This is a genomic window from Streptomyces sp. 4N509B, assembly GCF_052245655.1.
GTDB lineage: Bacteria > Actinomycetota > Actinomycetes > Streptomycetales > Streptomycetaceae > Streptomyces.
This window is the reverse complement of sequence record NZ_JBQQBZ010000029.1, coordinates 56,642-78,427: the sequence shown is the minus strand read 5'-3', so window position 1 is coordinate 78,427 and position 21,786 is coordinate 56,642. Positions and strand designations below refer to the sequence as shown.

Here is a 21,786-nt window from a genome sequence, read left to right as displayed (position 1 = left end):
AAGACCTGCGGGTAACACCCTCTTTCCGCCGTTCCGTCCCCGCCCGGGGCGTGACGGGTGTGAGGGCTGGTGGGGCTGTGCCGGCCATCCTGAAACCTGGCCCTGGGGGAGGCGGTACTGTCGCACCCGTGAGCACCGACGAGCCCCTGGACGACGCCCTCGCCTCCACTCCCGAGGGAGACCAGAAGGCCGCCGCCGACCCGGCCGCCGACCCGGCCACCGCCGATCCGTTCGACACCGGGCGGCTGCGGCACGCCGTGCTGAGCGCCTGGCGCGCCTCGCCGGCCCGGTTCCGCGAGGACGCCAACGCCGAGGAGGACCTGGCGCGTGGCGGCTACCGCGACCGGCTCGTGATCGAGCTGGCGCAGAACGCCGCGGACGCCGCCGCCCGCGCGGGGCAGCCGGGACGGCTGCTGCTGTCGCTCGACGACGGCGTGCTGGTCGCCGCCAACACCGGGGCGGTGCTGGACGAGGCGGGTGTCGAGTCGCTGTCGACGCTGCGCGCCTCCGCCAAGCGCGACGACACGGGGCGTCCCGGCCCCGCCGGCGCGGGCGCCGAGGGCGCCGCCGCCCCGGCCGCCGTCGGCTCGGGTGAAGCGCCCCCGGGCGACGCGGTCCCTGCCGGCGCGACCTCCGCCGACGCGGCCCCGGACTCCCCGGCGGAAGCCGACGCGGGAACGGGCGGCGGCGCCGGAGCGGGTGCCGGCGCGGCGCTCGGCCCCGGCGTGGACGCCGGCAGCGTGGGCCGCTTCGGCATCGGCTTCGCCGCCGTGCTGGCCGTCAGCGACGAGCCGGCCGTCGTCAGCCGCTCGGGCGGGGTGCGCTGGTCGCTCGCCGAGGCCACCGAGCTGGCCCAGGCGGCCGGGGCGGAGAGCCCCAGGCTGAGGCCGGAGCTGGAGCGTCGCTCCGGCCAGCGCCACGCCGTCCCCCTGCTGCGTCTGCCGCTGCCGCACCGCGCGCCGCCCGTCGGCTCCCCCGGCGCGATCCCCGAGGGCTACGACACGGCCGTCGTCCTGCCGCTGCGCGACGCGGCGGCCGAGGACCTCGCGACACGGCTGCGCGACGCCGTCGACGACACGCCGCTGCTCACCCTGCCCGCCCTGACCGAGGTCACCGTCGTCACCCCCGGCGCCGGGGCGAGGACCCTGACGCGCCGCCAGTTCGGCCCGTACACGCAGATCACCGCCGAGCCGGGGCCCGCGGGCAGCGCGGTCCGCTCCACCAGGTGGCGCGTCTCGGCCGCCGCGGGCGACCTGGACCCGGCGCTGCTGGCCGACCGGCCGCTGGAGGAGCGCGACCGCCGTCACTGGTCGCTGACCTGGGCCGTTCCGGTGGACGCCGAGGGCGCCCCCGCGCCCCCGCACAGTCAGCCCGTCGTGCACGCCCCGACGCCGACGGACGACGCCCTGGGCCTGCCCGCGTTGCTCATCGCGTCGTTCCCGCTGGAGCCCACCCGCCGCCGCGTCGCGCCGGGGCCGCTCACCGACTTCCTGCTCGACCGCGCCGCCGACGCCTACGCGGCGCTGCTGGCGGACTGGCGGCCCGTCACGAGCGAGACGTTGAACCTCGTGCCGGGGCCGCTGGGGCGCGGCGAGCTCGACGGCGCCCTGCGGGAGCGGCTGCTCGACCGCCTGCCCACCACCGCGTTCCTGCCCTCCGCCGCGGCGGCGCTGCCCGCCGACGCCTCCGACGTTCCCGAGGTGCTGCGCCCGGCCGACGCCGAGCTGGTGGAACGGGCCGGCGCCGAGACCGTCGCCGTGCTCGCGGAGCTGTTCCCCGTGCTGCTTCCCGCCGGGCTCGAACGCCGCGCCGAGCTGCGGATGCTCGGGGTGACCCGGGTCTCGCTGGGCGAGATCATCGACCGGCTGGCCGGTGTCGAGCGCCCGCCGAGCTGGTGGTGGCGGCTGTACGACTCGCTCGCGGGCGTCGACCCCGACCTGCTGACCGGGCTGCCGGTGCCGCTGGCCGGTGGCTGGGGCGCGGGCGGCGCGCTCGGTGGCCTCGGCGGTTTCGGCGGTCTCGGCACGGGCGTCGCGGCAGGTGACGCGGCCGGGGAGGACGCGGCGGTGGAGAGCCCGCGCACCACGATCGGCCCCCGCCGTGTGCTGCTGCCCGTGGCCGGCGAGGACTCCGGCTCCGTCACCGTCACCGGCACTGGCAGTGGCGCCGGCGCCGGTCCCGTCACCGGCCCTGTCGGCGTCGACTACGCCACGTTGGGGCGCCTGGGCCTGAAGGTCGCCCACCCCGAGGCCGCGCACCCGCTGTTGGAGAAGCTCGGCGCCAGTCCCGCCACGCCCCGCGCCGTGCTCGACACCCCGCAGGTGCGTGCCGCGGTGGCCGCCTCCGCCGACATCGCCGACGCCGAGGTGTGGGACGAGGACGCCATGCCCGCCGCCGAGCTGGCCGAGACGGTGCTGGCGCTGGTGCGGGACGCCGGCCTCGGCCCCGGCGACGAGCCGTGGCTCGCGGCCCTCGCGCTGCCCGACGAGGACGGCGAGCTCACCCCGGCGGGCGAGCTGGTCTTCCCCGGCAGCCCGTTCCAGCGGGTCATCCGCGACGGAGAGCTGGCCGCGTGCGACCCCGAGCTCGCCGAACGGTGGGGCGAGCAGCCGCTGACCGCCGTCGGCGTGCAGGCGGACTTCGTCCTCATACGGGCCACGGACGTCGTCCTCGACCCGGACGAGCTGGAGCCCACCGAGGGCGCCGGCTTCGCCGAGCCCGACGACGTGACGCTGCTGGACGCCGTCGACGTGTGGTGCGAGGACCTGCTCGACGCCCTGCCCGACGCGCCGCTGCCGCCCGTCGCCACCGAGGTGCTGGCGGTGCGGGACCTGGAACTGGTCGACGACGAGCGGTGGCCCGAGGTGCTGGCCCTGCTCTCGCGCACCCCGTTCCGGCAGGCGCTGACCGTGCCCGTGCGGATCCGCATGCCCGACGGCGGCCTGGAGCTGGCGCGCCCGTACGCCGCCTGGTGGCTGCGGGGCGCCCCGGTGCTCGACGGGCGGCGGCCGGTCGGGCTGCGCGCGGCGGGCGTCGACCCGCTGCTGGCGGGGCTGTACGAGGACGCCGACGCCGCCGAGGCGGACGAGGAGGTGCTGCGCGCCCTGGGCGTGCGCACCACCGCCCGCGCGCTGCTGGCCGAGCCGGGCGGCGCGGCCGAGCTGCTGGCCCGCCTCGCCGACCCGGAACGCGACGTCACCCCCGCGCAGCTGCACGGGCTCTACGGGCTCCTCGCCCGCCTCGACCCCGAGGAGGTGACGCTGCCCGAGGCGCTGCGCGCCGTGGTGGACGGCGAGGCGCGGGTCGTTCCCGCCGACTCGGCGCTCGTGGCCGACGCCCCCGACCTGCTGCCGCTGGCCGCCGGGCGGCCCCTGCTGCCCGCGCCGCCGGAGCTCGCGCGGGACCTGGCGGCGGTGCTGGACGTCGGCCTGCTGTCGGCCGCGCTGCCGGCCCCGGCGCCGGAGGGCGGCGTGCGACGCGAGGTGCACGAGGCGGCGCGGGCCCTGCTGGGCGAGGGGGCGGCCGAGACGTACGTCGAGCACGAGGAGCTGCTCATCGACGGCACCGAGCTGGAGTGGCGGGTGGCGCCCGACGGGACGCTGCACGCGGCGACCGTGGAGGGGCTGGCCGCGGCCCTGGCCTGGGCGGCTGGGCAGTGGCCGCGCCGCTTCGAGCTGGCGGCGCTGCTGGAGGACCCGTCCCGCGCGGACGAGCTGGAGAACGCCCGCTGGTTCGACTAGGCCCGGGTCCGGTGACCGGGGCGGTCGCTCGCTCCGGAATCCGCTGGACGCCCGCCGTGGAGTCCACGATCATCGGCGCGGTGACAGACGAGACCGATCGCCGCGGACCGTTCCCCGCCAGCCCGAAGCGCGTGCGCTTCGTCGAGCTGTCCGGCGCGGTGATGTCCGCCCTGCTCGACGGAGGCCTGCCCGAGGCCAGCAGGAGGGCCGGGGTGGCCCTGACCGGGTACTTCGTGAGCGACGAGGCGCGGTGGCTGTGGAGGTTCCGGCTCGGTCAGATCGCCGCGGATCCCGGGAACGCCCGGTGGATGGCGCGGCAGGCGGTGGTCGGGGACGAGGGGCGCGTCGTCGGCCACGCGGGGTTCCACGGGCCTCCCGACGAGGCGGGGATGGTCGAGATCGGCTACTCGGTCGCTCCCGGGTTCCGTCGTCAGGGCTACGCGCGGGCCACGCTGGTCGAGCTGCTGCGCCGGGCCGCCGCCGAGCCCGAGGTCACGACCGTGCGGGCGACGATCAGTCCCGACAACGCGGCGTCCCTGGCCACGATCGCCGGCTTCGGCTTCGTGGAGGTCGGGGAGCAGTGGGACGAGGAGGACGGTCTCGAACTCGTCTTCGAGGTCCCCGTGGGCCGAGGCCCCCGCGCCTGAGGGCAGAGGAGCTCGGGGCAGCGCCGGCTCGGAGGCAGCGCCGGCTCGGGGCACACCGCCTCGCGGCGCCCGTCGGGGTCCGGGCGCGGGTCGGCCCGCGGCTGCGAGGGGCGGCGTCCCCGGGCCGGAAAGGGGCGGGAAAGGGAAGGAACCCGCCCCGCAGGAGCTGGGGCGGGTTCCTCTGACGGCCGGCGCGGAGGGCGCGGGTGTGGTCGCGCCGTGCGCGGCCGTCTCCCCTCGGGGACGCCGCGCGGCGCTAGGTGCTGATGGCACCCGCGCCGGCGGCGGCGCTCGCGACCCGCGAGAACTGCGCGGCATCGGCCGGGACGCCGGTGAGGACGTCCTCCGGGCGGATGGCCGCGAGGCGGTCAGTCGCGAGGATCCCCTGGTCCTCAAGGTTGACCAGGCCGCTGGTCAACACGTTGAGCACCGCGGTGTAGGCCTGCTTCGCCTGGTAGTTGCCGTCGAAGAGCAGCGGGGTGTCCTGGGCGCGCCAGGAGTACTTGTCGGTCACACCCCACACGGTGATCCCCACGCAGCGCTCGACGGCGAGGCAGGCCTGGGTGACGCCCTGGTACTGCTCGGCCTGGGAGGAGCCGGAGCCGGCGATGTCGAGCTCGGTGATCTCGACGTCGACGCCGAGGTCGGCGAAGCGCTGGAGCGTCTGGTGGAAGTTCTGGGGCACCGGGTTGCCGCTGTTGAAGTGGCCCTGGAAGCCGATGCAGTCGATCAGGCCCTGGGCCTTCAGGTCACGCACCAGGTTGTAGGCGGCGTCCTGCTTGGGCCCGGGGTTCTCCAGGTTGTAGTCGTTGTAGCAGAGCTTGGTGTCCGGGTCGGCCTGGCGGGCGATCCGGAACGCCTCGGCGATGAAACCGTCGCCCATGGCCTGCTGGAAGGGGGAGTTGCGGCGCGAGCCGTTCTCCTCGAAGGCCTCGTTGACGACGTCCCAGTAGGCGGCGTCGGGCCAGTGCTGGAGGACGGCGTTGATGTGGTTGGTCATCGCCTGGCGGGCGTTGCCGGAGTTGACCCAGCCCGGCAGCTGGGAGTGCCACACCAGGGTGTGACCGCGGTACTGCACGCCCATGTTGCGTGCCTGCTGCGCGATCCGGTCGCCCGGACCCCAGTTGAACTGGCCCTGGTTGGGCTCGACGGTGTCCCACTTCATGGAGTTCTCGGCCGTCAGGCTGTTGAACTCCCGCGTCATCGTGGAGGTGTACGCGGACTCGTTGAAGTAGTTCTCGTTCGCCGCCACACCGAAGAAACGGCCCTTGGCGGCGGCGGCGGAGCCGAGCGAGCTCTGGGCGCTCGCGGAGCCGGAGAGCGCGACGACGCCGGCGGTGGCCATGGCGCCGGCGAGGCCGAGCGCGAGCGCGGAGCGGAGAAGCGGCCGTTTTCTCGCGTGCTTCCGGTTGTGGGGGGACGTGGTGACCATTGCTCACCCTTCTGCCACGCGCCGGGACGCTGCCCATGCGGTCCGGCGCTGAACGGTCGGTCTGCCGCGGCTCCACGGCCCGCCAGCGCAGGGGGAAACAGGGGGGACACGCTGACGCGGCCATGGCAATCGACCACGATCTCCCAGGAGTATGGGTGCGTGCCCCTACCGCGTCAACGCCAACTTCCGGAATTTTTCCGTTCGCTCAGGGTTCCCATCTGACTTCTGAACTGCATGGATGTCGGTCCGAACGGTCGTGATCAGAAATCTTCCACCAACTCACCTCGAAACCTTCCGAGAACCTTTCGGTAGTCCGGATCCGCACGCAACCCCTCAGCTTCCTCGCTGGTCAAACTGGCGACCGTCCGCGCTGGCGGAGGGCGACGATCCACAGGAGGGGACTGACCATGGGGGCAGGCAGGCGGGGCGTCACGCGCCGGGGAACGGGCGGAGGACGGCCGGTGGCCGTCGCGGGTCTGGGGGTGGTCGCGCTCGCGGGCGCGGTGGTCGCCGCACCGCCGGTCGCGGCCCAGACCGCGACCCAGAGCGCGGCCCAGAGCGCGGCGACGGCGTACACCGACGACGGTGGACACGCCGTCTACTACACGGCCGGCGCCACCAGCAGCTACGTGAGCATCAGCGAAGGGGAGAACTACACGGACTTCGTCATCAACGACATCGTGCCGATCGAGGCGGGCGAGGGCTGCGTCCATCCCGACGCCGCCGACACCACGCGGGTGGTCTGCACGCTCACCGAGTTCGGCGACTACTGGACCAGAGTGATCGTGGACCTCGGCGACGGCAGCGACGAGCTGTTCCTGAGCGTGGGCGACGAGAACCACGTGAGCGGCGGGGACGGTCAGGACAACCTCAACGTCACGTACAACACCGTGGTGGACGGCGGCGCGGACGACGACTGGATCGCGGGCGGCTGGCTCAAGCTCGGCGGCCCCGGCGACGACACCCTGACCGGCTTCCACGACGACTTCATCGCCTACGGCGACGACGGCGACGACGCGATCTACGCGAACGCCGGCAGCCAGTCCCTCTACGGCGGGCGCGGCCACGACGTCATCGAGTCCGGCGACGGCCCCGACCTCGTCTACGGCAACAGCGGCGAGGACCTGATCCGCGGCGGCCGCGGGAGCGACGACCTCTTCGGCGGCCCCGACGACGACACCGTCTACGGCAACAGCGGCAACGACCTGCTGCGGGGCGGCGGGGGCGACGACGTCCTCTCCGGCGGCCCGGACGTCGACGACGTCATCCAGTAACGCGCCACGCGGCACCGTGCGTGCCGTGCGTGCCGTGCGTGCCGTGGCGTCCCGAGCGGGCAGCGTGGGCGGCATCCTCCGGGTGCCGCCCACGCGGCGTCAACGCCCGCGCGCGGCCGCCCTCGTCAGCGCCGCTCCTCCGCCCCCGCCCCGGCCCTGCCGCCGTCGTCGTCGCCGTCACCGTCGGACCCGTCGGACCCGTCCCGCGTGCGCGCGCGGTGGGCCCGTATCGCCGTCTCGCGCCGCCACACGTACCACAGCCCGAGCGACCCGCCGCCCACGCCGACCAGGCAGGTCCACAGCCACCACACCCGGTCGTGGTCACTCAGCCAGCCGTGGAACGGCAGCAGGCCGAGGAAGAGCGCCGCCCACACGAGGGTGCCCACCAGGATGGTGAGCACCACGTTCCCCTCCAGGGGCTCGGGGGCCTCACGCTTGCCGGTCGTCCACTGGCTCACGCGCACCGCGCACCCCCTCCTCTCGTCACGCAGGGCAGCTTACGCGGGGCCACCGACAGCCGGGCCGCCCCCACCGCCGCCCGCCGTTCGCGGCACGGACTGCCACATAAATTTCGTTAGCGAAGCTAATAAGATAGGCTGGTCGGCATGCCAAACGCGATGTTGGACCTGGACAGCGCGGAGGACGTCGCCGCGGTGAACACGCTGCGCATGGGCGTGCTGCGGCTCGCCCGCCGCCTGCGGCACCTGCGGGTCGACCGCACCCTCAGCCTCGCTGAGATGTCCGCCATCGGCACGCTGGTGCGCTGCGGCGCGATGACCCTGGGGGAGCTGGCGCGTCAGGAGCACGTCCAGCCGCCCTCGATGACCCGGATCATCGCGGTCCTGGAGAGCCGGGGCCTCGTCCGGCTCGAACCGCACCCCGAGGACCGGCGCCAGAAGCTCGTCACGGCCACCGACCAGGCCAAGGCCATCCTGCGGGCCAACCAGGACCAGCGGAACGCCTGGCTCACCCAGCTCGCCGCCCAGCTCGACGAGGACGAGTGGGCGCGGCTGCGCGACGCGGCCCCCGTCCTCCACAAACTCGCCCATCTCTAGCCACACCCGGTGCCGGGTGCCCGACGTCGAGCGCCCGGCACCCCACGCCCCCCACCCCGCCGACCCCCACGTTCCCCGCCCCCACGTCCCCCACAGCCCCCACTCCCACGACACACACGCACGTTCGGCACGACCGTACGACCCGTACGACCGCACGACCCGCAGGGCCGCAGACAGGGAAGGAGTGTCCCCTTGAGTTCGGGACACGGAGCAGACTCCGCACCCGCACCGACCGCCGACCCGACCGACCCCTCAGAGATCACCACCTTCAGCTCGCTGAAGGTCCGCAACTACCGGATCTTCTTCCTCGGCGCCGCCGTGTCCAACATCGGTACCTGGATGCAGCGCATAGCCCAGGGCTGGCTGGTCCACACCCTCACGGGATCCGCCGCCGCCGTCGGCGTGGCAGCCGCCCTCCAGTTCCTGCCGATGCTCTTCCTCGGCCTCTACGGCGGCGTCCTGGCCGACCGCTTCGACAAGCGCCGGCTCCTCATCGCCACCCAGGCGGCCCTCGGCCTGACCGGCCTCGCGCTGGCCGTCCTCACCTTCGCCGAGGTGGTCAACGAGTACCACGTCTACGGCCTGGCGCTGGTCCTCGGCTTCGTGACCGTGGTCGACTCCCCGGCCCGCCAGACCTTCGTCTCCGACCTCGTCGGCCCGCGCCTGCTGCGCAACGCGATCTCCCTGAACTCGGCCAACTTCCAGTCCGCCCGCCTCATCGGCCCCGCCATCGCGGGCGTCGTCATCACGACGGTCGGCAGCGGCTGGGCGTTCCTCTACAACGGCGTCTCCTTCGTCGCGCCCATCATCGGCCTGCTGATGATGCGCGCCGGGGAACTGACCCCGGCCGAGCGCTCGCCGCGCGCCAAGGGCATGCTGCGCGAGGGCCTGAGCTACGTGCGCCGCCGCCCCGACCTGCTGTGGCCCATCGTGCTCGTGGGCTGCGTCGGCGCGTTCGCGTTCAACTTCCCGGTCTTCCTGATCGCCTTCACCGACGGCGTCTTCCACGCCGACGCCGACACCTACGGTCTGCTGAACTCCCTCATGGCGGTCGGCGCCGTCTGTGGCGCCCTGCTCTCCGCACGTCGCGGCCAGCGCCGGATCCGTTTCACGGTCGGTGCGTCGGCGCTGCTCGGCGTGCTGATGGCGGTGACCGCGCTGGCGCCGAACTTCCTGACGTTCGCGCTGCTGATGCTGCCGCTCGGCCTGGTCAGCATGACCTTCGTCGTGACGGCGAACACCGGGCTCCAGGTCGCGAGCGACCCCGCCATGCGGGGCCGCGTCATCAGCCTCTACATGATGGTCTTCATGGGCGGAACGCCCCTCGGCAGCCCCGTGCTCGGCTGGATCGCCGACGCCTTCGGCGCCCGTGCGGCGCTGCTGACGGCCGGCGCGGTCTGCCTGGTGGCCTCGCTCGTCGTGGCCCTCGTCCTGGCGCGGGTCGCCGGCCTGCGCGTGAGGATCAGCCTGCGCGCGGGACACCGGGGCGTGTCGCTGGTGCCGCGCACGGCCCTCGACCCGGAGGAGGCGACGGCCACGGCCTGACGGGAGAGGAGCGGGGAGCCCGACCGGGAAGCAGCGGCCGGGAAGCAACGGCTGGTAAGCCACGGCCGGGAAGCAACGGCCGCCCGGACCGGGCCTGTGGGAACCTGAGCCGTGCGATTCTTCACCGCCATACTCCCGCCCCCCGCGGTGGCCGACGAGGTCGCCGCCGTCGTCCGTGACCGGCTGACCCCCCTGCCGGGCGCCGACCGGCTCCGTTGGACGGCGCGCGACGGCTGGCACGTCACGCTCGCGTACTACGGCGAGGTGCCGCGGGAGCGGCTCGCCGAGGTGCGCGAGCGCCTGGCCGCCGTGGCGCGCGCGGCGGGGCCGTTCGCGCTGCGGCTGGCGGGCGGCGAGTCACTCGGGGAGCACGCCCTCGGCACCGGCGTCGCCGGCGACCGCGCGGCCCTGACGGCGCTCGCCGCGGCGACGGCCGACGCCTACGCGCACACCGACCGCCGCTATCCCACCTATCGCCCCCACCTCACGCTCGCCCTCGCCCCCCGCGCCACGGCGGACGGCGACGAGCGCGTTGCCCTCGCGCCGTACGTGGCCGCGCTCCGCGCGCTCGCCGGCTCGCCGTGGGACGTCGCCGAGCTGGCGCTGATGCGCACGGCGGACGAGCCGGGCGTCGCGTCGGGCGTCGCGTCGGGCGACGCCGCCGACGCCGCCCCGTCCGCCCGCCGTTACACCACGGCGGCGTCCTGGCCCCTGACGGGCTAGACGTTGCAGACGGGGCACTTCTCCTGGATCGTCGCTCCGTCCTTGTGCACGGTGACCCATCCCGAGCCGCCGCACACGCCGCAGTTGGAGTCGACGCGTGTCTCCGCCAGGCCCCGCACGTCGCGCGGGGCGTTGATCGCTTCCATCGTCCGCTCTCTCCCTTTCCCTGGTGCCGTGGACCGGCATCGAAGTGACTGACGTGCAGCGGTGCGCGTTGCCGTCGCGCCGTCCTTTCCGTGGCGGCGCTCAGGTGTCGCCGGCGGTGGCCGGCTCCGAGGCGGGGGAGTCCGGCTCGTCCAGCCACAGGTACTGACGCTCGGGCGTGACCCTGAACTCCAGCCGCTCCAGTCCGGGCCGCCCGCGCGCCAGCCATCGCGCCAGCACCGCCTCGGCCTCGTCCCACAGGTCGCGCGGCCCGGTCTGCGTCACCCGCCCGTCCTCCACCGTGGCGCGCGAGGCGCCGGAGAAGAGCAGCCCCCGGCCCTCCGCGAGGAAGGGAACGGCGCCGAGGGCGTCGAAGAGCAGGACCCCGAGCCCGGGGTCGGGGGCGAGCAGCGGCGCGGGATCCGTCGCGAGGTCCCGGAGGCGCGCCGGGGTCTCGGCCAGCCGCCCGACCGGGGGACGCTGGGAGCGCAGCAGCATGAAGGAGCACTGCTCGTGGAAGGAGCCGTCGGCCGTGCCGTCGCCCGCGACGGTCAGCCGCAGCAGCCGCATGGTGCGCGCGTGCGGGAGGACGATGACGCCCCCGGGCCTGGTCTGCTCCACCCAGGCGTGCGGGATGTCACGCACGCCACAGGTGACGTGCACCCGGTCGAACGGCGCGGCGCCCGGGACGCCGGCCGCGCCGTCGGCCACCACCAGGTGGGGCGCCAGTCCCAGGGACGCGAGGTTGGTCCGCGCCGTCCGCGAGAGCGTGGCGTCGATCTCGACGCTGGTCACCAGGTCCGCCTCGCCCGTGAGGTGGCACAGCAGCCCGGCGGTCCAGCCCGTTCCGGTGCCCACGTCCAGCACGCGGTCCCCGGGCCGGGCCGCGAGGCGGCGCAGGAACGCCAGCACGAGGAGGGGGCTGGAGGCGGAGGAGGTGGGCGCGAAGGTGCGGGCGGCGTTCTCGGCGGTGAGGGGCGTGGCGCCGTCGTCGAGCTGGGTGTAGATCGCGGTGTCGGAGTACACGGCCTGCCACCAGCCGTGCGGGTCGGCCCGCCGGTCGATCCACTGGCCGCTGGCGGAGCCGGACGTCGACGCCCACGCCTCCTCCGGCACGAAGGCGTGGCGTGGCACGTGGAACAGTGCCTCGGCGAGCGCGGCGGGTTCTTCCGGCGCCGGCCTCTCCTGCGCGGTTTTCCCCCGTCCTGCCGTCTCCCGTCCTGCCGTCTCCCGTCCTGGCGTGTCCCGTCCTGGCGTGTCCTGTCCTGGCGTCTCCTGTGCTGGTGTCTCCTGTGCTGGCATCGGACTCCGTTCCCCGGTGAGGCGAGCGGCTGGCACGAGCACCCGGCATATGCACCATTCCTCGCATCTCGCTTCCCTCCATACCTGCCCGGTCTGGCCTCGCTGTCACGCCTCCGTGCCCCCGACCCGTCCCGCACGCTCCCGGCCGCCCTGGTACTACCGTGGGGAGGGTGAACACGAAGACCAGAACGCGGATCGTCAGCGCGGCCCTCGTCCTGCTGCTGGCCGTGGTGGCCATCTCAGCGGTGTTCGGCTGAGGCGGCCATCCGCTCCGGGCCCACCGAAATCCTTTCGCACACCCGGGACGCCCTCGGCGCGACGCCCGTCCGCGCGCGGGGGCGCGCGGAGCCCGGCGCCGACGCGCCGGCCCACGTGGGGCGGGCCGGCCGGCGCCGCCTCCTCGGCGTCCCCCGCCGGCTTCGCCGTCACCCCAGGGGACCAGTGCCCGACGTTCTCCGCGCACCCGAACGAGGGGACTCGGCACCCGCGACGAGCGGAGGGCCGGACCGCCCGACGGACGGCGGACGCGCTGGCGGCACGCCCTACGCCGCTCGTCGCCGCAGCCGGAGGCGGTGACCCCACGCGGCGACCGGGTGCGCCGACAGGGAGTAGAAGGCCGTCTCGTCCCGGGTGGCGAGGACGAAGCACTCGCCGTTCAGCAGCATGCGCACGGTCTCCTGGCGCTGGTCCTCGTCCGTGCACCACTCCCGCAGGGTCCGTCCCGGGTCGGGCCAGTCATCGGGAAGCGCCGCCGGCAGCCGACGCAGCGCGCCGGCCGCGTCGCCGCACGCCCACCCCTGTCCCGGCCGTGGGTCCAGCCGGTCGGCGAGGCGCGCCGCCTGGCCGACGAGCCACCGCACGGCCGCCTGGGGCGTCTCGGCCCGGTAGCCGCCGAGGTGGATCTCCCGACCGTCGTCGTTCTCGGAGGTCCCCGGGCCCCACGCGACGACCTCACACCAGTACACCCGGCCCGTCCGCCGCCCCGCACCGACGGCACGAGCCGGCTGGGCCGGCTGGGCCGGGTGGACCGAAGGGGCCGGGCGAGCCGGCTGGCGGCGTCGCCTCCCGCGCAGCGGGGCGAGGAGGCGGCGGACGGTGCGAACCGTCGCCCCCAGGGCCCGGGGGACCATCACCGACCGCTCTTGCTCAGCCGGTTCGTCTCGCTGGCCGCGTTGGCCTCGCGGACCAACCGGCGCAGCCTTCGCAGTGTGTCGCTCTCGTCGTGTGTCCTGCCCTGCCGCGGCGTCGTCTCCTGCGAGCCCGCGGCGGGCTGTCCGGCTTTCGCGGTCATCGTTCCCACTCCGTGTGACGGGGGAATGCCTGTGCTGGCGACGTTGGCCACGTGTGATGGCGCATCAACAGTGCTCCCATCGACGGGGGCGCGTACCGGGGAGTTAGACAGGGAACGAGTGCGCCACCAGCGAGGACCTAAACCCGCTCCGGCGGCCCAGGCTCTTTGGGTGGCTTGCCTTGAGCGTGCTCGAAGGCGTTTGCTTCTGCCATGAAATACACACAGCTGGGTCGCACGGGACTCAAGGTCAGCCGCATCGTCCTGGGCACCATGAACTTCGGCCCGCAGACCGACGAGGCGGACAGTCACGCGATCATGGACGCCGCCCTCGACGCGGGTGTGAACTTCTTCGACACGGCCAACGTCTACGGCTGGGGCGAGAACAAGGGCCGGACCGAGTCGATCATCGGCAACTGGTTCGCCAAGGGCGGCGACCGCCGCGACAGGACCGTGCTCGCCACCAAGGTGTACGGGAACATGGCCGGGGACGGTCCCGCCTGGCCCAACCACGACAGGCTCTCCGCCCTGAACATCCGCCGGGCGGTCGAGGCCAGCCTCAAGCGCCTCCAGACCGACTACATCGACCTCTACCAGTTCCACCACATCGACCGCGCGACGCCGTTCGACGAGATCTGGCAGGCGATCGACGTCCTCATCCAGCAGGGCAAGATCCTCTACGCGGGTTCCTCCAACTTCCCCGGCTACAAGATCGCCCAGGCCAACGAGGCCGCCGCCCGGCGCGGCATGGTCGGCCTGGTCAGCGAGCAGTGCCTGTACAACCTCGCCGAGCGGCGAGTGGAGATGGAGGTGCTGCCGGCCGCGCGGGAGTACGGCGTGGGCGTCATCCCCTGGTCCCCGCTCCACGGCGGCCTGCTCGGCGGCGTGATCAGGAAGCAGACCGAGGGCGGGCGCCGCGCGAGCGGCCGTTCCGCCGAGGCGCTGGAGAACACGGCGGTGCGCGCGCAGGTCCAGGCGTACGAGGACCTGCTCGCCAAGCACGGCCTTGAGCCGGGCGAGGTGGCCCTCGCCTGGCTGCTGACCCGCCCCGGCGTCACGGGCCCGATCGTCGGCCCGCGCACCGCCGAGCAGTTGACGAGCGCGCTGCGCGCGGTGGAACTGGACCTCGGCGACGAGGTGCTGACCGCGCTGGAGGAGATCTTCCCCGGCACGGGCCCGTCGCCGGAGGCCTTCGCCTGGTGACCCGGGCGTGGTGAACCCGGCGGTGACCCGGGACCGGGACGACACGACAACGGGCGGCCGTCACACACGTGACGGCCGCCCGTTGTCGCGTTGAGAACGGTGTGCGGGCTGCTGCGCCTAGCTGTTGGCGCGGCCCTTGACGGCGACCAGGACGCCGGCGACGAGGGCGACCAGGGCGCCGATGATCACCATGTACAGGCCGATGCCGCCGGAGAGCTCTCCCTGCTCCGAGAACACGTCCACCATCGCGTCGATCTCGGCGGAGGGCGTCCCGTCGGGGGCGTCGGCCTCAACGGCGGCCCTGATGATGCGCTCCGAGTTCAGGGCGTTGAGAACGCCGAAGATGAGCGTGACCAGGCTCGGCACGACCGAGATGGCGGCGAGCGTGGCGTTCTTGCGGACCATGCCGAAGGCGAGGAGTGCGATGGCGACGATGGAGCTGATCAGTGTGAACATGCCGTCGCCGTCCAAGCCCATGGCTTCGCCGGTCTCAGTCTCGCCCATCACCGTCAGCTCGGCGGTGCCCCAGACGAGGAACGAACCGAGGAGGGCGAGGGCGGAGCCGGCGATCGCGGCGAACAGGAACTTGTTCAGGTCGTTGCCGGAGTTGCCGGGAACGCCGGGAGCGGTCGGTGCCCCCGAGAGGTTTGGGTCATGAGCGGTCATGGGCAGGAAGCTAGGTTCACCGGCAAGTAAGGGCAAGGCAGCCGCCTGAGACGTTACGAACTCCGGATATAAGCGATGCATAAGCTTGTCGGGAGGGCGTTGGCGGGGCTCCGCGACACCGCGTTCTGTCGTGGATGGCAGGCTTGTCCCATGTCGATCCGGAGACGGGCTCGGTGGGCCCTCCGCCTGGCGGCGTTGCCCCTGGCGCTGCTCGCCCCCCTCGCCGCCGCGCCCGCCGTCGTCGCCCAGGACGGTGCGCCGCCCGCCGCGTTCACCATCGCCGATCCGGCGATCACCGAGTCCAGTGGCCTCGTGGCCAGCGCCCTCCACCCCGGCGTGTACTGGACGCACAACGACAGCGCGCCCGACGGCCAGCCCGCCCCGTATCTCTACGCGGTCGACGGCGCGACCGGGGAGACGCTGGCGACCATCACCCTCGAAGGCCCCGGCGTCGCGGCCCGCGACCTGGAGGCGGTGTCCCTCGGGCCCGACGGCTCGCTCTACGTCGCCGACATCGGCGACAACTACGACGGCGGCTGGGAGGAGGTCTGGGTCTACCGCCTCCCCGAGCCGCCGCAGCTGGCCGACGCCACCATCACCCCCACGGTCCACGCCGTCCGGTACGAGGACGGGCCGCGCGACGCCGAGGCGTTGATGGTGCACCCCGAGACCGGCCGCGTGTACGTCGCCAGCAAGAAGCAGGACGGCGGCGCCGCGCTCTACGCCTCCCCGCCCGGCGGACTGAGCGAGGCCGGGCCGACGACCCTGACCCGCGTCGCCGACCTCGATCTGTGGGTGACGGACGGCGCGTTCTCGCCCGACGGCACGCGGCTCTTCCTGCGCGGATACTTCACCTCGCAGATGTACGCCTGGGAGGAGGAGGGCGGCGGGACGCCGGTGCCGATCGAGCGGGAGGTGCCGATCCCGTTCCAGGGGCAGGGCGAGTCGGTCACCTTCACCCCCGACGGCACGACGCTGATGCTCGGCTCCGAGGGTGAGGCGAGCGAGGTCGAACCGGTGGAGCTGGCGGGACAGTTGCTGCCCGAGAGTGCGCAGGGCGGCGAGGAGGACGAAGGGACCGAGGACGCCGGGGACGCCGGGGACGCCGATGAGAGGGACGGCGACAGCGACGGCGAAGGGGGAGCGGCCCAGGCGGAGGACGACGAGGGCGGCATCTCGGGTCGCACGGCTCTGATCCTCGTGGCGGGCGCCGTGTTCGTGCTGGCCGCGCGCGGCCGGCTGTTCGGGCGCGGGGCCGCGAAGGGCTGAGCGCCGGAGCCGGGACGACCGGGACGGGAAGGACCGGGACGGGGAGGAGCGGCGTGGCGAGCCCCCCGTGACCCGCCACGCCCACCGATCGGTCGGTCGGTCAGGTCAACGATCGCCCGCCGGCGCCCGGCAGTCCTTGGCTGAGAGTGGACAGTCCTTGACACCCAGTGGCGTACTCACGGTAGTCGCGCGGTGGCATGCCGTAGGCGCGACGGAACGCGCGGGAGAAGTCCGCCGCGTGCCGGAACCCCCAGCGCGCGGCGACGACGTGCACGGGCGTGTCCCGTTGCCGGGGGTCGGTGAGGTCGCGGCGGGCGTGCTCCAGCCGCTGCTCGCGGATCCATCCGGCGACGGTCTGCCCGCTCCGGCGAAAGATCCGGTGCAGGTAGCTGACGGAGATGTGGTGCGCGGCGGCGATCGTGCCGGGGGAGAGCGTCGGGTCGCCGAGGTGGGCGAGGACGAACCCCTGGACGCGCAGGCCCAGCGCCTGCTGGTGGGCCGGGTCGGGCAGGAGGTGCTCGGACTCCGCCTCGTGGGCGAGGAGCGTGGTCACCAGGTCGGCCACCACGCCGCCGACGCAGGGGACGTCGGCGGGCCCGAAGGCGGCCGGTTCGCGCAGGAGTCGGGTGAGCAGGTCGGTGAGCATGCCGCCGATGCCCGTGTCTCCCGGCAGCGGGCGGGTGAGCAGTGGCGCGAGTCTGGCGGCGTTGAGGCCGGGCAGGGACTTCGGGATGTTCAGCGCGAACGCGGCCTGCGCGGGGCGTCCGTGGCCGCCCTCCAGGGTCCACAGGGAGTGTGGGCGGGAGGAGTCGTAGAGGGTCCAGTGGCGCGCGTTGGCCGTGAACTGACGGCCGCACTGCTCGGACGCGGTGGGGCCGCCCGTGGCCAGCACCAGCTGGTACGTCTCGCTGTCGGACTGCCGGATCATCCGGGGGGTCCGCGAGATGTGCAGCGAGGGGATGCTGGTGTGGGCGACGGCCGTCGCGCCGAGCTGGGCCGTCCGCAGGACGAAGGGGAAGTCGGTGGAGTGGTCGGTGCGGATGCGGTGTTCGCACTGCAACTCTCGTACCAGCTCGCACCAGGCGTCGAAACGCTCCGGGGCGTCGTAGTCCTCGCCCCGGATCACCGTCGTGATCATGTCGTGCCCTCGGATGGGTGGGTGTGCGGTGTGTTGTGTCGCGTGGAGTGGCGTGGGGTGGAGTGGCGTGGGGTGGGGTGGTTGAACTGCTAACGACGGCGGGCGGCGAGGGTGCCGCGGGCATGGCGTGGCCGTGGGCAGGGCTCCACACCGGGTCACCGGCGGGGGAGGCGAACGCACGGGGCGGGGCGGCGAACGCGCGGGGCGGCGCGGGCGGCCAGGGACCCGCCTACGTCAGGTCGTCGTCCCACCACCAGGAGACCGTCGGCGACGGCGGTGGCCCCGTGCGGGGGTCGGCGGGGGCGTCGGCCCACTCGATCGGGGTGTCGTCGGCGCCGTAGTCCTCGGGCAGGAGCCCGGTGCTGAGGTATCGGGGCACGCGCTGCCCCCACTCGGCGTTGCCGCGGATGCCGTGGCACAGGCCCGACAGGTACGTGCGCAACTCGGGGCCCGCCGTCGGCAGGACGCGGGCGAGGAGCTGGCGGAAGCGGTTGAAGACGCGGTCCCTGATCGCGGTGGCCGCGGCGACCGCGTCGGCCGGAGCGAGGCCGTCGTGGCGCATCAGCACGGTGTAGATGTTCTGGTCGGAGTGGCCGCCGCGGGCCTCGCGCAGCAGGGAGTGCCGGTCGTTGTCGAGGCCCGCGACGGCGATGGCCAGCTCGGTGAGCGCGCGCACGACGGGCCGGTCGAACTCGCGGCCGGGGACCTCGCCCCCGGTGGCGAGCTCCAGCAGCCCGAACGTCGGCTCGCCGCCGCAGGTCAGCAGCCGCATCGCGAGGTACTCGTCGAGGTCCGGCATGTGTCCGCGGGCGCGGTTGCCGATCTGCCACGTCACGCCGGACAGCCAGGCGCGGTGGGCCACGGCGAAGCGCCGCGTCGTCGTGGGGGTGCCGATGGCGCGCAGCCGTCGGGCGACGTCCCGGAGCGGCGGGAGGAACGGATCGTCCGCCGCCGGGCCCGCGTCGGGGGGATCGGGGCGGTCGGGGAGGTCGGGGGCTTCGAGGGCGCGCTGCACGCGCACGGCGAGGCCGGCGAAGAGGTCGGGCCGGCTGGCGAGTTCGCCCCGGTCGCAGCGGGCGTCGTCGAAGACGAACGCCCAGTAGATCCAGAGAGAGGTGGCGAAGAGCCGCTCGTCGTCGGCGGTGGGCACGAAGCGGCCGAAGAACTCCGAGCTGTGGGAGGCGGCGGACCACGCGTGCTCGCGTTCGGTGGCGCACAGGCCGGACCGCGCCAGCCAGTCGGCGGCCCGCTGGTGGACCTCGCGCACGCGGGGGTGGACGGCCGAGGGGAGGGGGCAGTAGATGGGCGGCAGTTCCAGGTGTCGTTCCCGTTCGGGCCCGCGCTCGCTTTCCTGATCCGGTTCCACGTTCTGCACGTGGTAATTCTGACCGGGGGAGGAAAGGAAATTCTGTGGGATATCCGGTTCACTCGAAAGTTTTCGGTGGCGGAGGGTGAACGCTGGTCAGGTGGACGGTGGCGGTCCGCTGGACACATCATCGTGCCAGCGGGTCATCGTTCCAACCCGACTCATTCGGGTGAGACTTCTTTTCTCGTCTTGTCCATGCCAGCGACGTGGCATTCCATCGAATGACGGAAGGTACCTCAGGGAGACGGAGACGGAGATGACGACGACCGTATCCCCGCAGCAGGAACTCGAACGATGTCGCGCCCTGGTCCACCCCGCGCTCGTCGACGCCGTCGACCGGCTCCATCCCGACATCCGCCGCCTCGCCGCCTACTCCTTCGGCTGGTGCGCGGCCGACGGCACGCCCCGCCTCGACGTGAGCCCGGGGCCTTCCAACGGCGGCCGAACCGGCGCGGGCGGCGGCAAGGGGATGCGGCAGGCGTTCGCGATCCTCGCCGCCGAGGCCGTGGGCGGCGACGCCGAGGCGGCCGTGCCGGCGGCGGTCGCCGTCGAGCTGATCCACGCGTTCAGCCTGGCGCACGACGACATCATGGACCACGACGCGTGGCGCCGGCACCGGCCGTCCCTGTGGAAGGCGTTCGGCACCGGCAGGGCCGTGCTGGCGGGTGACGCGATGCTGGCGCTGGCCCTCGACGTCACGCGCGTCGCCACCGCCAGGCGCGGCGGGGCGGGGGGCGGACCGGGCGGGAGCCGGTGCGCGGGCGCGCTGGAGCTGCTGTGCGGCGCGCTCAACGGGCTGATGGAGGGCCAGGCGCAGGACACGCAGTTCGAGCGCCGGCCCTGGATCGGCCCCGGCGCGGTGCGGCCCGAGGAGTACCGCACCATGGCGACCAACAAGACCGGCGCGCTCTTCGGCTGCTCCGCCGCCCTCGGCACGCTGCTCGCGGGCGGCGACGCGCGCGTCGTGTCCGCCTTCGAGACGGCGGGGCGCCAGTTCGGCCTCGCGTTCCAGGCCGTCGACGACCTGCTCGGCATCTGGGGCGACCCGGAGGTGACGGGCAAGCCCGTCGGCAGTGACCTGCGGCGCGGCAAGAAGACGCTGCCCGTGCTCGCCGCCCTGGCGACGGGCGGCACGGTGGCCGAGCGCCTCGCCGCCGTGCTGGCGGAGACGGACGAGGCGGTCCCGGCGCACGGCCACGAGCAGCTGCCGGGGCAGGTGCAGACGCAGACGCAGACGCAGGTGCCGGGACCGGCGGCCCGGCGGCCACCAGCGGGACGAGCGGCGGAACGAGCGGCCGAGCGAGCAGCCGAGCGAGCGGCTGAACGAGCGGCGGAGCGGTCGGCGGAACGGTCGGCGCGGGGGACCGACGAGCGGGCCGCGGAGCGGGTGCGGACCGCCGTGCGCCTCATCGAACAGGCGGGCGGGCGCGGCCGGGTGCTCGCCGAGGGACGGCGGGCCGTCAGCCGCGCGCACGCGGCGCTGGCGGGCCTGCGGCTGCGGCCACGGTCGCGGCAGCAGTTCCTCGCCCTCTCCGACCTCGTCGTCAACCGCGCCCGCTGAAGGCGCCCGTCAGACCGCCCGCGGCTCCTCCACCGCCCCCTACGCGGCGGAGGAGCCCGTCCGCAGCGCCAGCTCGCCGCTGGAGAGGTCCCGCACCAGCCCGCGCAGCTGGCCCGCGACCGAGCCGACCCCCAGCAGCACCTCCATGACCGTCCTGGCGAGCTGCTCCCTCGACGCCGTCTCGAAGGCCAACGACCGCAGCACATCGAAGAGCTGGTCCTCGAAGACGCCGACGATCGACAGCTCCGGCGCCAGGCAGCGCACCGAGCCCTCGATGTTGCCGAAGGACTTGCCGAGGATCGAGATCGCCGGGTTGGTGCGGATGCCGCGCCGCGTCGAGCAGGTGAGGACCCGGGTCAACGTCACCCCGAAGTCGAGGTCCTCCAGCGAGGCGTCGGCGACCTTGGGCACCAGCATCGCCATGTCCGCCATGAACGCCGCCGGCTGCGCCCACGGCGTGGCGTGCCCGAGCTCGCACCACGCCTCCGCCACGCCGCGCCCGTCGTTCTGGGCGAGCGTCAGCAGGACCAGCATCAGCAGCATCCCGGTCCGCCGGTCGGTGCGGCCGACCATGCCCCAGTCGATGAGCGTGGCGGGCTCGCCGGGGGCGACGAAGACGTTCCCCGGGTGGGGGTCGGCGTGGAAGAAGCGGTCGATGAAGAAGCCGCGGTAGCAGAAGGCGAGGAGGTCGGCGCCGATCGCCTGCCGCTCGGCGGGGTCGAACGCGTCGCGGTCGGCGTTCCTGATGGAGGTGCCCGGCGCCAGGCTCTGGACGAGGATCCGGTCGGCGACCACGAGCGGCTCGGGGACGGCGAGGTGCTCGAAGCGTTCGACCAGGCCGCGGGCCCGCGTCATGTTGCGGGCCTCGATGGTGAAGTCGAGCTCCGGCCGCATCGAGTCGAAGATGACGTCGAGCATCGCCTCGACGTCCACGACCGCGTTGAAGCGTGGCGCGGCGCGCCCCACCAGCCGGGCGGCGCGGCGCATCAGCGCCATGTCCCGCAGCACCACCTCCCGCACGCCGGGGCGCTGGATCTTCACGACGACGGGCCGGCCGTCGCGGAGCGTGGCCCGGTGGACCTGGGCGAGGGAGGCGGCGCCGACGGGGGTGTCGGTGTCGACGTCGCGGAAGAGCCCCGTCCACGCGGGGCCGAACTCCGCGCGGAGCACGGGTTCGAGCCGGGCGAACGGCAGGACGGCGGCCTGGTCGTGCAGCTTCTCCAGCTCGGGGATGACGTGGTCGGGGACGATGTCGGGGCGGGTGGAGAGCATCTGGCCGACCTTCACGTAGAAGGGGCCGAGCCGTTCCAACGCGTGCCGCAGGTCCTGGGCCCGGCTGGGGGTCTCGCCTCCCTCGCGTCGTGAGGCGACCACGCGTCGCACCTCACCGGCCATGAGTTCACGCAGGACGCCTGCGACGACGCGGAGACGAG

General features: G+C 74.0%; 19 protein-coding genes. 9 read left to right on the top strand and 10 right to left on the bottom strand.

The features are described 5' to 3' along the window. Positions 1-257: 257 nt before the first annotated feature. A complete protein-coding gene (locus ACTWP5_RS23805) occupies positions 258-3,740 on the top strand; it encodes a sacsin N-terminal ATP-binding-like domain-containing protein (RefSeq protein WP_443223145.1) in 3,483 nt (1,160 codons plus the stop codon). A 131-nt stretch (positions 3,741-3,871) separates the two neighbouring features. Further along, the gene (locus ACTWP5_RS23800) at positions 3,872-4,387 is read left to right on the top strand and encodes a GNAT family N-acetyltransferase (protein WP_443223144.1); all 516 of its coding nucleotides are present in this window, start codon (positions 3,872-3,874) and stop codon (positions 4,385-4,387) included. Between the two features lie 256 nt (positions 4,388-4,643). On the opposite strand, the gene ACTWP5_RS23795 is transcribed toward ACTWP5_RS23800, so the two are convergent. Continuing rightward, positions 4,644-5,819 carry an endo-1,4-beta-xylanase gene (locus ACTWP5_RS23795; RefSeq protein ID WP_443223123.1) on the bottom strand — a complete coding sequence of 392 codons (1,176 nt, stop codon included), beginning with the start codon at positions 5,817-5,819 and terminating at the stop codon, positions 4,644-4,646. A gap of 461 nt (positions 5,820-6,280) precedes the next feature. On the opposite strand from ACTWP5_RS23795, the gene ACTWP5_RS23790 reads away from it, so the two are divergent. Further along, the gene (locus ACTWP5_RS23790) at positions 6,281-7,093 is read left to right on the top strand and encodes a calcium-binding protein (RefSeq protein WP_443223122.1); all 813 of its coding nucleotides are present in this window, start codon (positions 6,281-6,283) and stop codon (positions 7,091-7,093) included. Positions 7,094-7,218: 125 nt separating this feature from the next. Here the strand turns inward: ACTWP5_RS23790 and ACTWP5_RS23785 are convergent, their stop codons facing one another. Further along, entirely contained in the window at positions 7,219-7,551 is a 333-nt protein-coding gene (locus ACTWP5_RS23785) for a DUF2530 domain-containing protein (protein ID WP_443223121.1), read from the bottom strand. A 159-nt stretch (positions 7,552-7,710) separates the two neighbouring features. On the opposite strand from ACTWP5_RS23785, the gene ACTWP5_RS23780 reads away from it, so the two are divergent. The 3 genes from ACTWP5_RS23780 to thpR all read left to right on the top strand — a co-directional run bounded on the left by ACTWP5_RS23780 (position 7,711) and on the right by thpR (position 10,416). Then, the gene (locus tag ACTWP5_RS23780; protein WP_443223143.1) at positions 7,711-8,148 is read left to right on the top strand and encodes a MarR family winged helix-turn-helix transcriptional regulator; all 438 of its coding nucleotides are present in this window, start codon (positions 7,711-7,713) and stop codon (positions 8,146-8,148) included. Between the two features lie 192 nt (positions 8,149-8,340). After that, positions 8,341-9,693 (top strand): MFS transporter, encoded by a 1,353-nt coding sequence (locus ACTWP5_RS23775; protein WP_443223120.1) that lies wholly within the window; start codon positions 8,341-8,343, stop codon positions 9,691-9,693. Between the two features lie 111 nt (positions 9,694-9,804). Continuing rightward, positions 9,805-10,416: an RNA 2',3'-cyclic phosphodiesterase gene (gene thpR, locus ACTWP5_RS23770; RefSeq protein ID WP_443223119.1), complete on the top strand. Its 612-nt coding sequence runs from the start codon at positions 9,805-9,807 to the stop codon at positions 10,414-10,416. Here thpR and ACTWP5_RS23765 read toward each other — a convergent pair. The 4 genes from ACTWP5_RS23765 to ACTWP5_RS23750 all read right to left on the bottom strand — a co-directional run bounded on the left by ACTWP5_RS23765 (position 10,413) and on the right by ACTWP5_RS23750 (position 13,153). Next, positions 10,413-10,562 (bottom strand): hypothetical protein, encoded by a 150-nt coding sequence (locus tag ACTWP5_RS23765; protein ID WP_443223118.1) that lies wholly within the window; start codon positions 10,560-10,562, stop codon positions 10,413-10,415. The genes thpR and ACTWP5_RS23765 overlap by 4 nt on opposite strands. Before the next feature lie 100 nt (positions 10,563-10,662). Then, positions 10,663-11,694 (bottom strand): hypothetical protein, encoded by a 1,032-nt coding sequence (locus tag ACTWP5_RS23760; protein WP_443223117.1) that lies wholly within the window; start codon positions 11,692-11,694, stop codon positions 10,663-10,665. Positions 11,695-12,404: 710 nt separating this feature from the next. Next, complete coding sequence (locus ACTWP5_RS23755; RefSeq protein ID WP_443223116.1) at positions 12,405-12,827, bottom strand: hypothetical protein; 423 nt, start codon at positions 12,825-12,827, stop codon at positions 12,405-12,407. A 164-nt stretch (positions 12,828-12,991) separates the two neighbouring features. After that, the gene (locus tag ACTWP5_RS23750; protein ID WP_443223115.1) at positions 12,992-13,153 is read right to left on the bottom strand and encodes a hypothetical protein; all 162 of its coding nucleotides are present in this window, start codon (positions 13,151-13,153) and stop codon (positions 12,992-12,994) included. 210 nt (positions 13,154-13,363) lie between these two features. Here ACTWP5_RS23750 and ACTWP5_RS23745 point away from each other — a divergent pair, with 210 nt between their 5' ends. Continuing rightward, the gene (locus ACTWP5_RS23745) at positions 13,364-14,353 is read left to right on the top strand and encodes an aldo/keto reductase (protein WP_443223114.1); all 990 of its coding nucleotides are present in this window, start codon (positions 13,364-13,366) and stop codon (positions 14,351-14,353) included. A gap of 117 nt (positions 14,354-14,470) precedes the next feature. Here ACTWP5_RS23745 and ACTWP5_RS23740 read toward each other — a convergent pair whose 3' ends face one another. After that, positions 14,471-15,019 (bottom strand): hypothetical protein, encoded by a 549-nt coding sequence (locus ACTWP5_RS23740; RefSeq protein ID WP_443223113.1) that lies wholly within the window; start codon positions 15,017-15,019, stop codon positions 14,471-14,473. Between the two features lie 150 nt (positions 15,020-15,169). Here ACTWP5_RS23740 and ACTWP5_RS23735 point away from each other — a divergent pair, with 150 nt between their 5' ends. Next, entirely contained in the window at positions 15,170-16,288 is a 1,119-nt protein-coding gene (locus ACTWP5_RS23735; RefSeq protein WP_443223112.1) for a hypothetical protein, read from the top strand. A gap of 100 nt (positions 16,289-16,388) precedes the next feature. Here ACTWP5_RS23735 and ACTWP5_RS23730 read toward each other — a convergent pair whose 3' ends face one another. Both ACTWP5_RS23730 and ACTWP5_RS23725 read right to left on the bottom strand, forming a co-directional pair. Further along, positions 16,389-17,426 carry an AraC family transcriptional regulator gene (locus tag ACTWP5_RS23730; protein WP_443223111.1) on the bottom strand — a complete coding sequence of 346 codons (1,038 nt, stop codon included), beginning with the start codon at positions 17,424-17,426 and terminating at the stop codon, positions 16,389-16,391. Between the two features lie 229 nt (positions 17,427-17,655). Then, positions 17,656-18,801: a terpene synthase family protein gene (locus tag ACTWP5_RS23725; protein WP_443223110.1), complete on the bottom strand. Its 1,146-nt coding sequence runs from the start codon at positions 18,799-18,801 to the stop codon at positions 17,656-17,658. A 247-nt stretch (positions 18,802-19,048) separates the two neighbouring features. On the opposite strand from ACTWP5_RS23725, the gene ACTWP5_RS23720 reads away from it, so the two are divergent. Further along, positions 19,049-20,353: a polyprenyl synthetase family protein gene (locus tag ACTWP5_RS23720; RefSeq protein WP_443223109.1), complete on the top strand. Its 1,305-nt coding sequence runs from the start codon at positions 19,049-19,051 to the stop codon at positions 20,351-20,353. A 39-nt stretch (positions 20,354-20,392) separates the two neighbouring features. Here the strand turns inward: ACTWP5_RS23720 and ACTWP5_RS23715 are convergent, their stop codons facing one another. Then, complete coding sequence (locus tag ACTWP5_RS23715; protein ID WP_443223108.1) at positions 20,393-21,727, bottom strand: ABC1 kinase family protein; 1,335 nt, start codon at positions 21,725-21,727, stop codon at positions 20,393-20,395. Positions 21,728-21,786 lie beyond the last annotated feature (59 nt).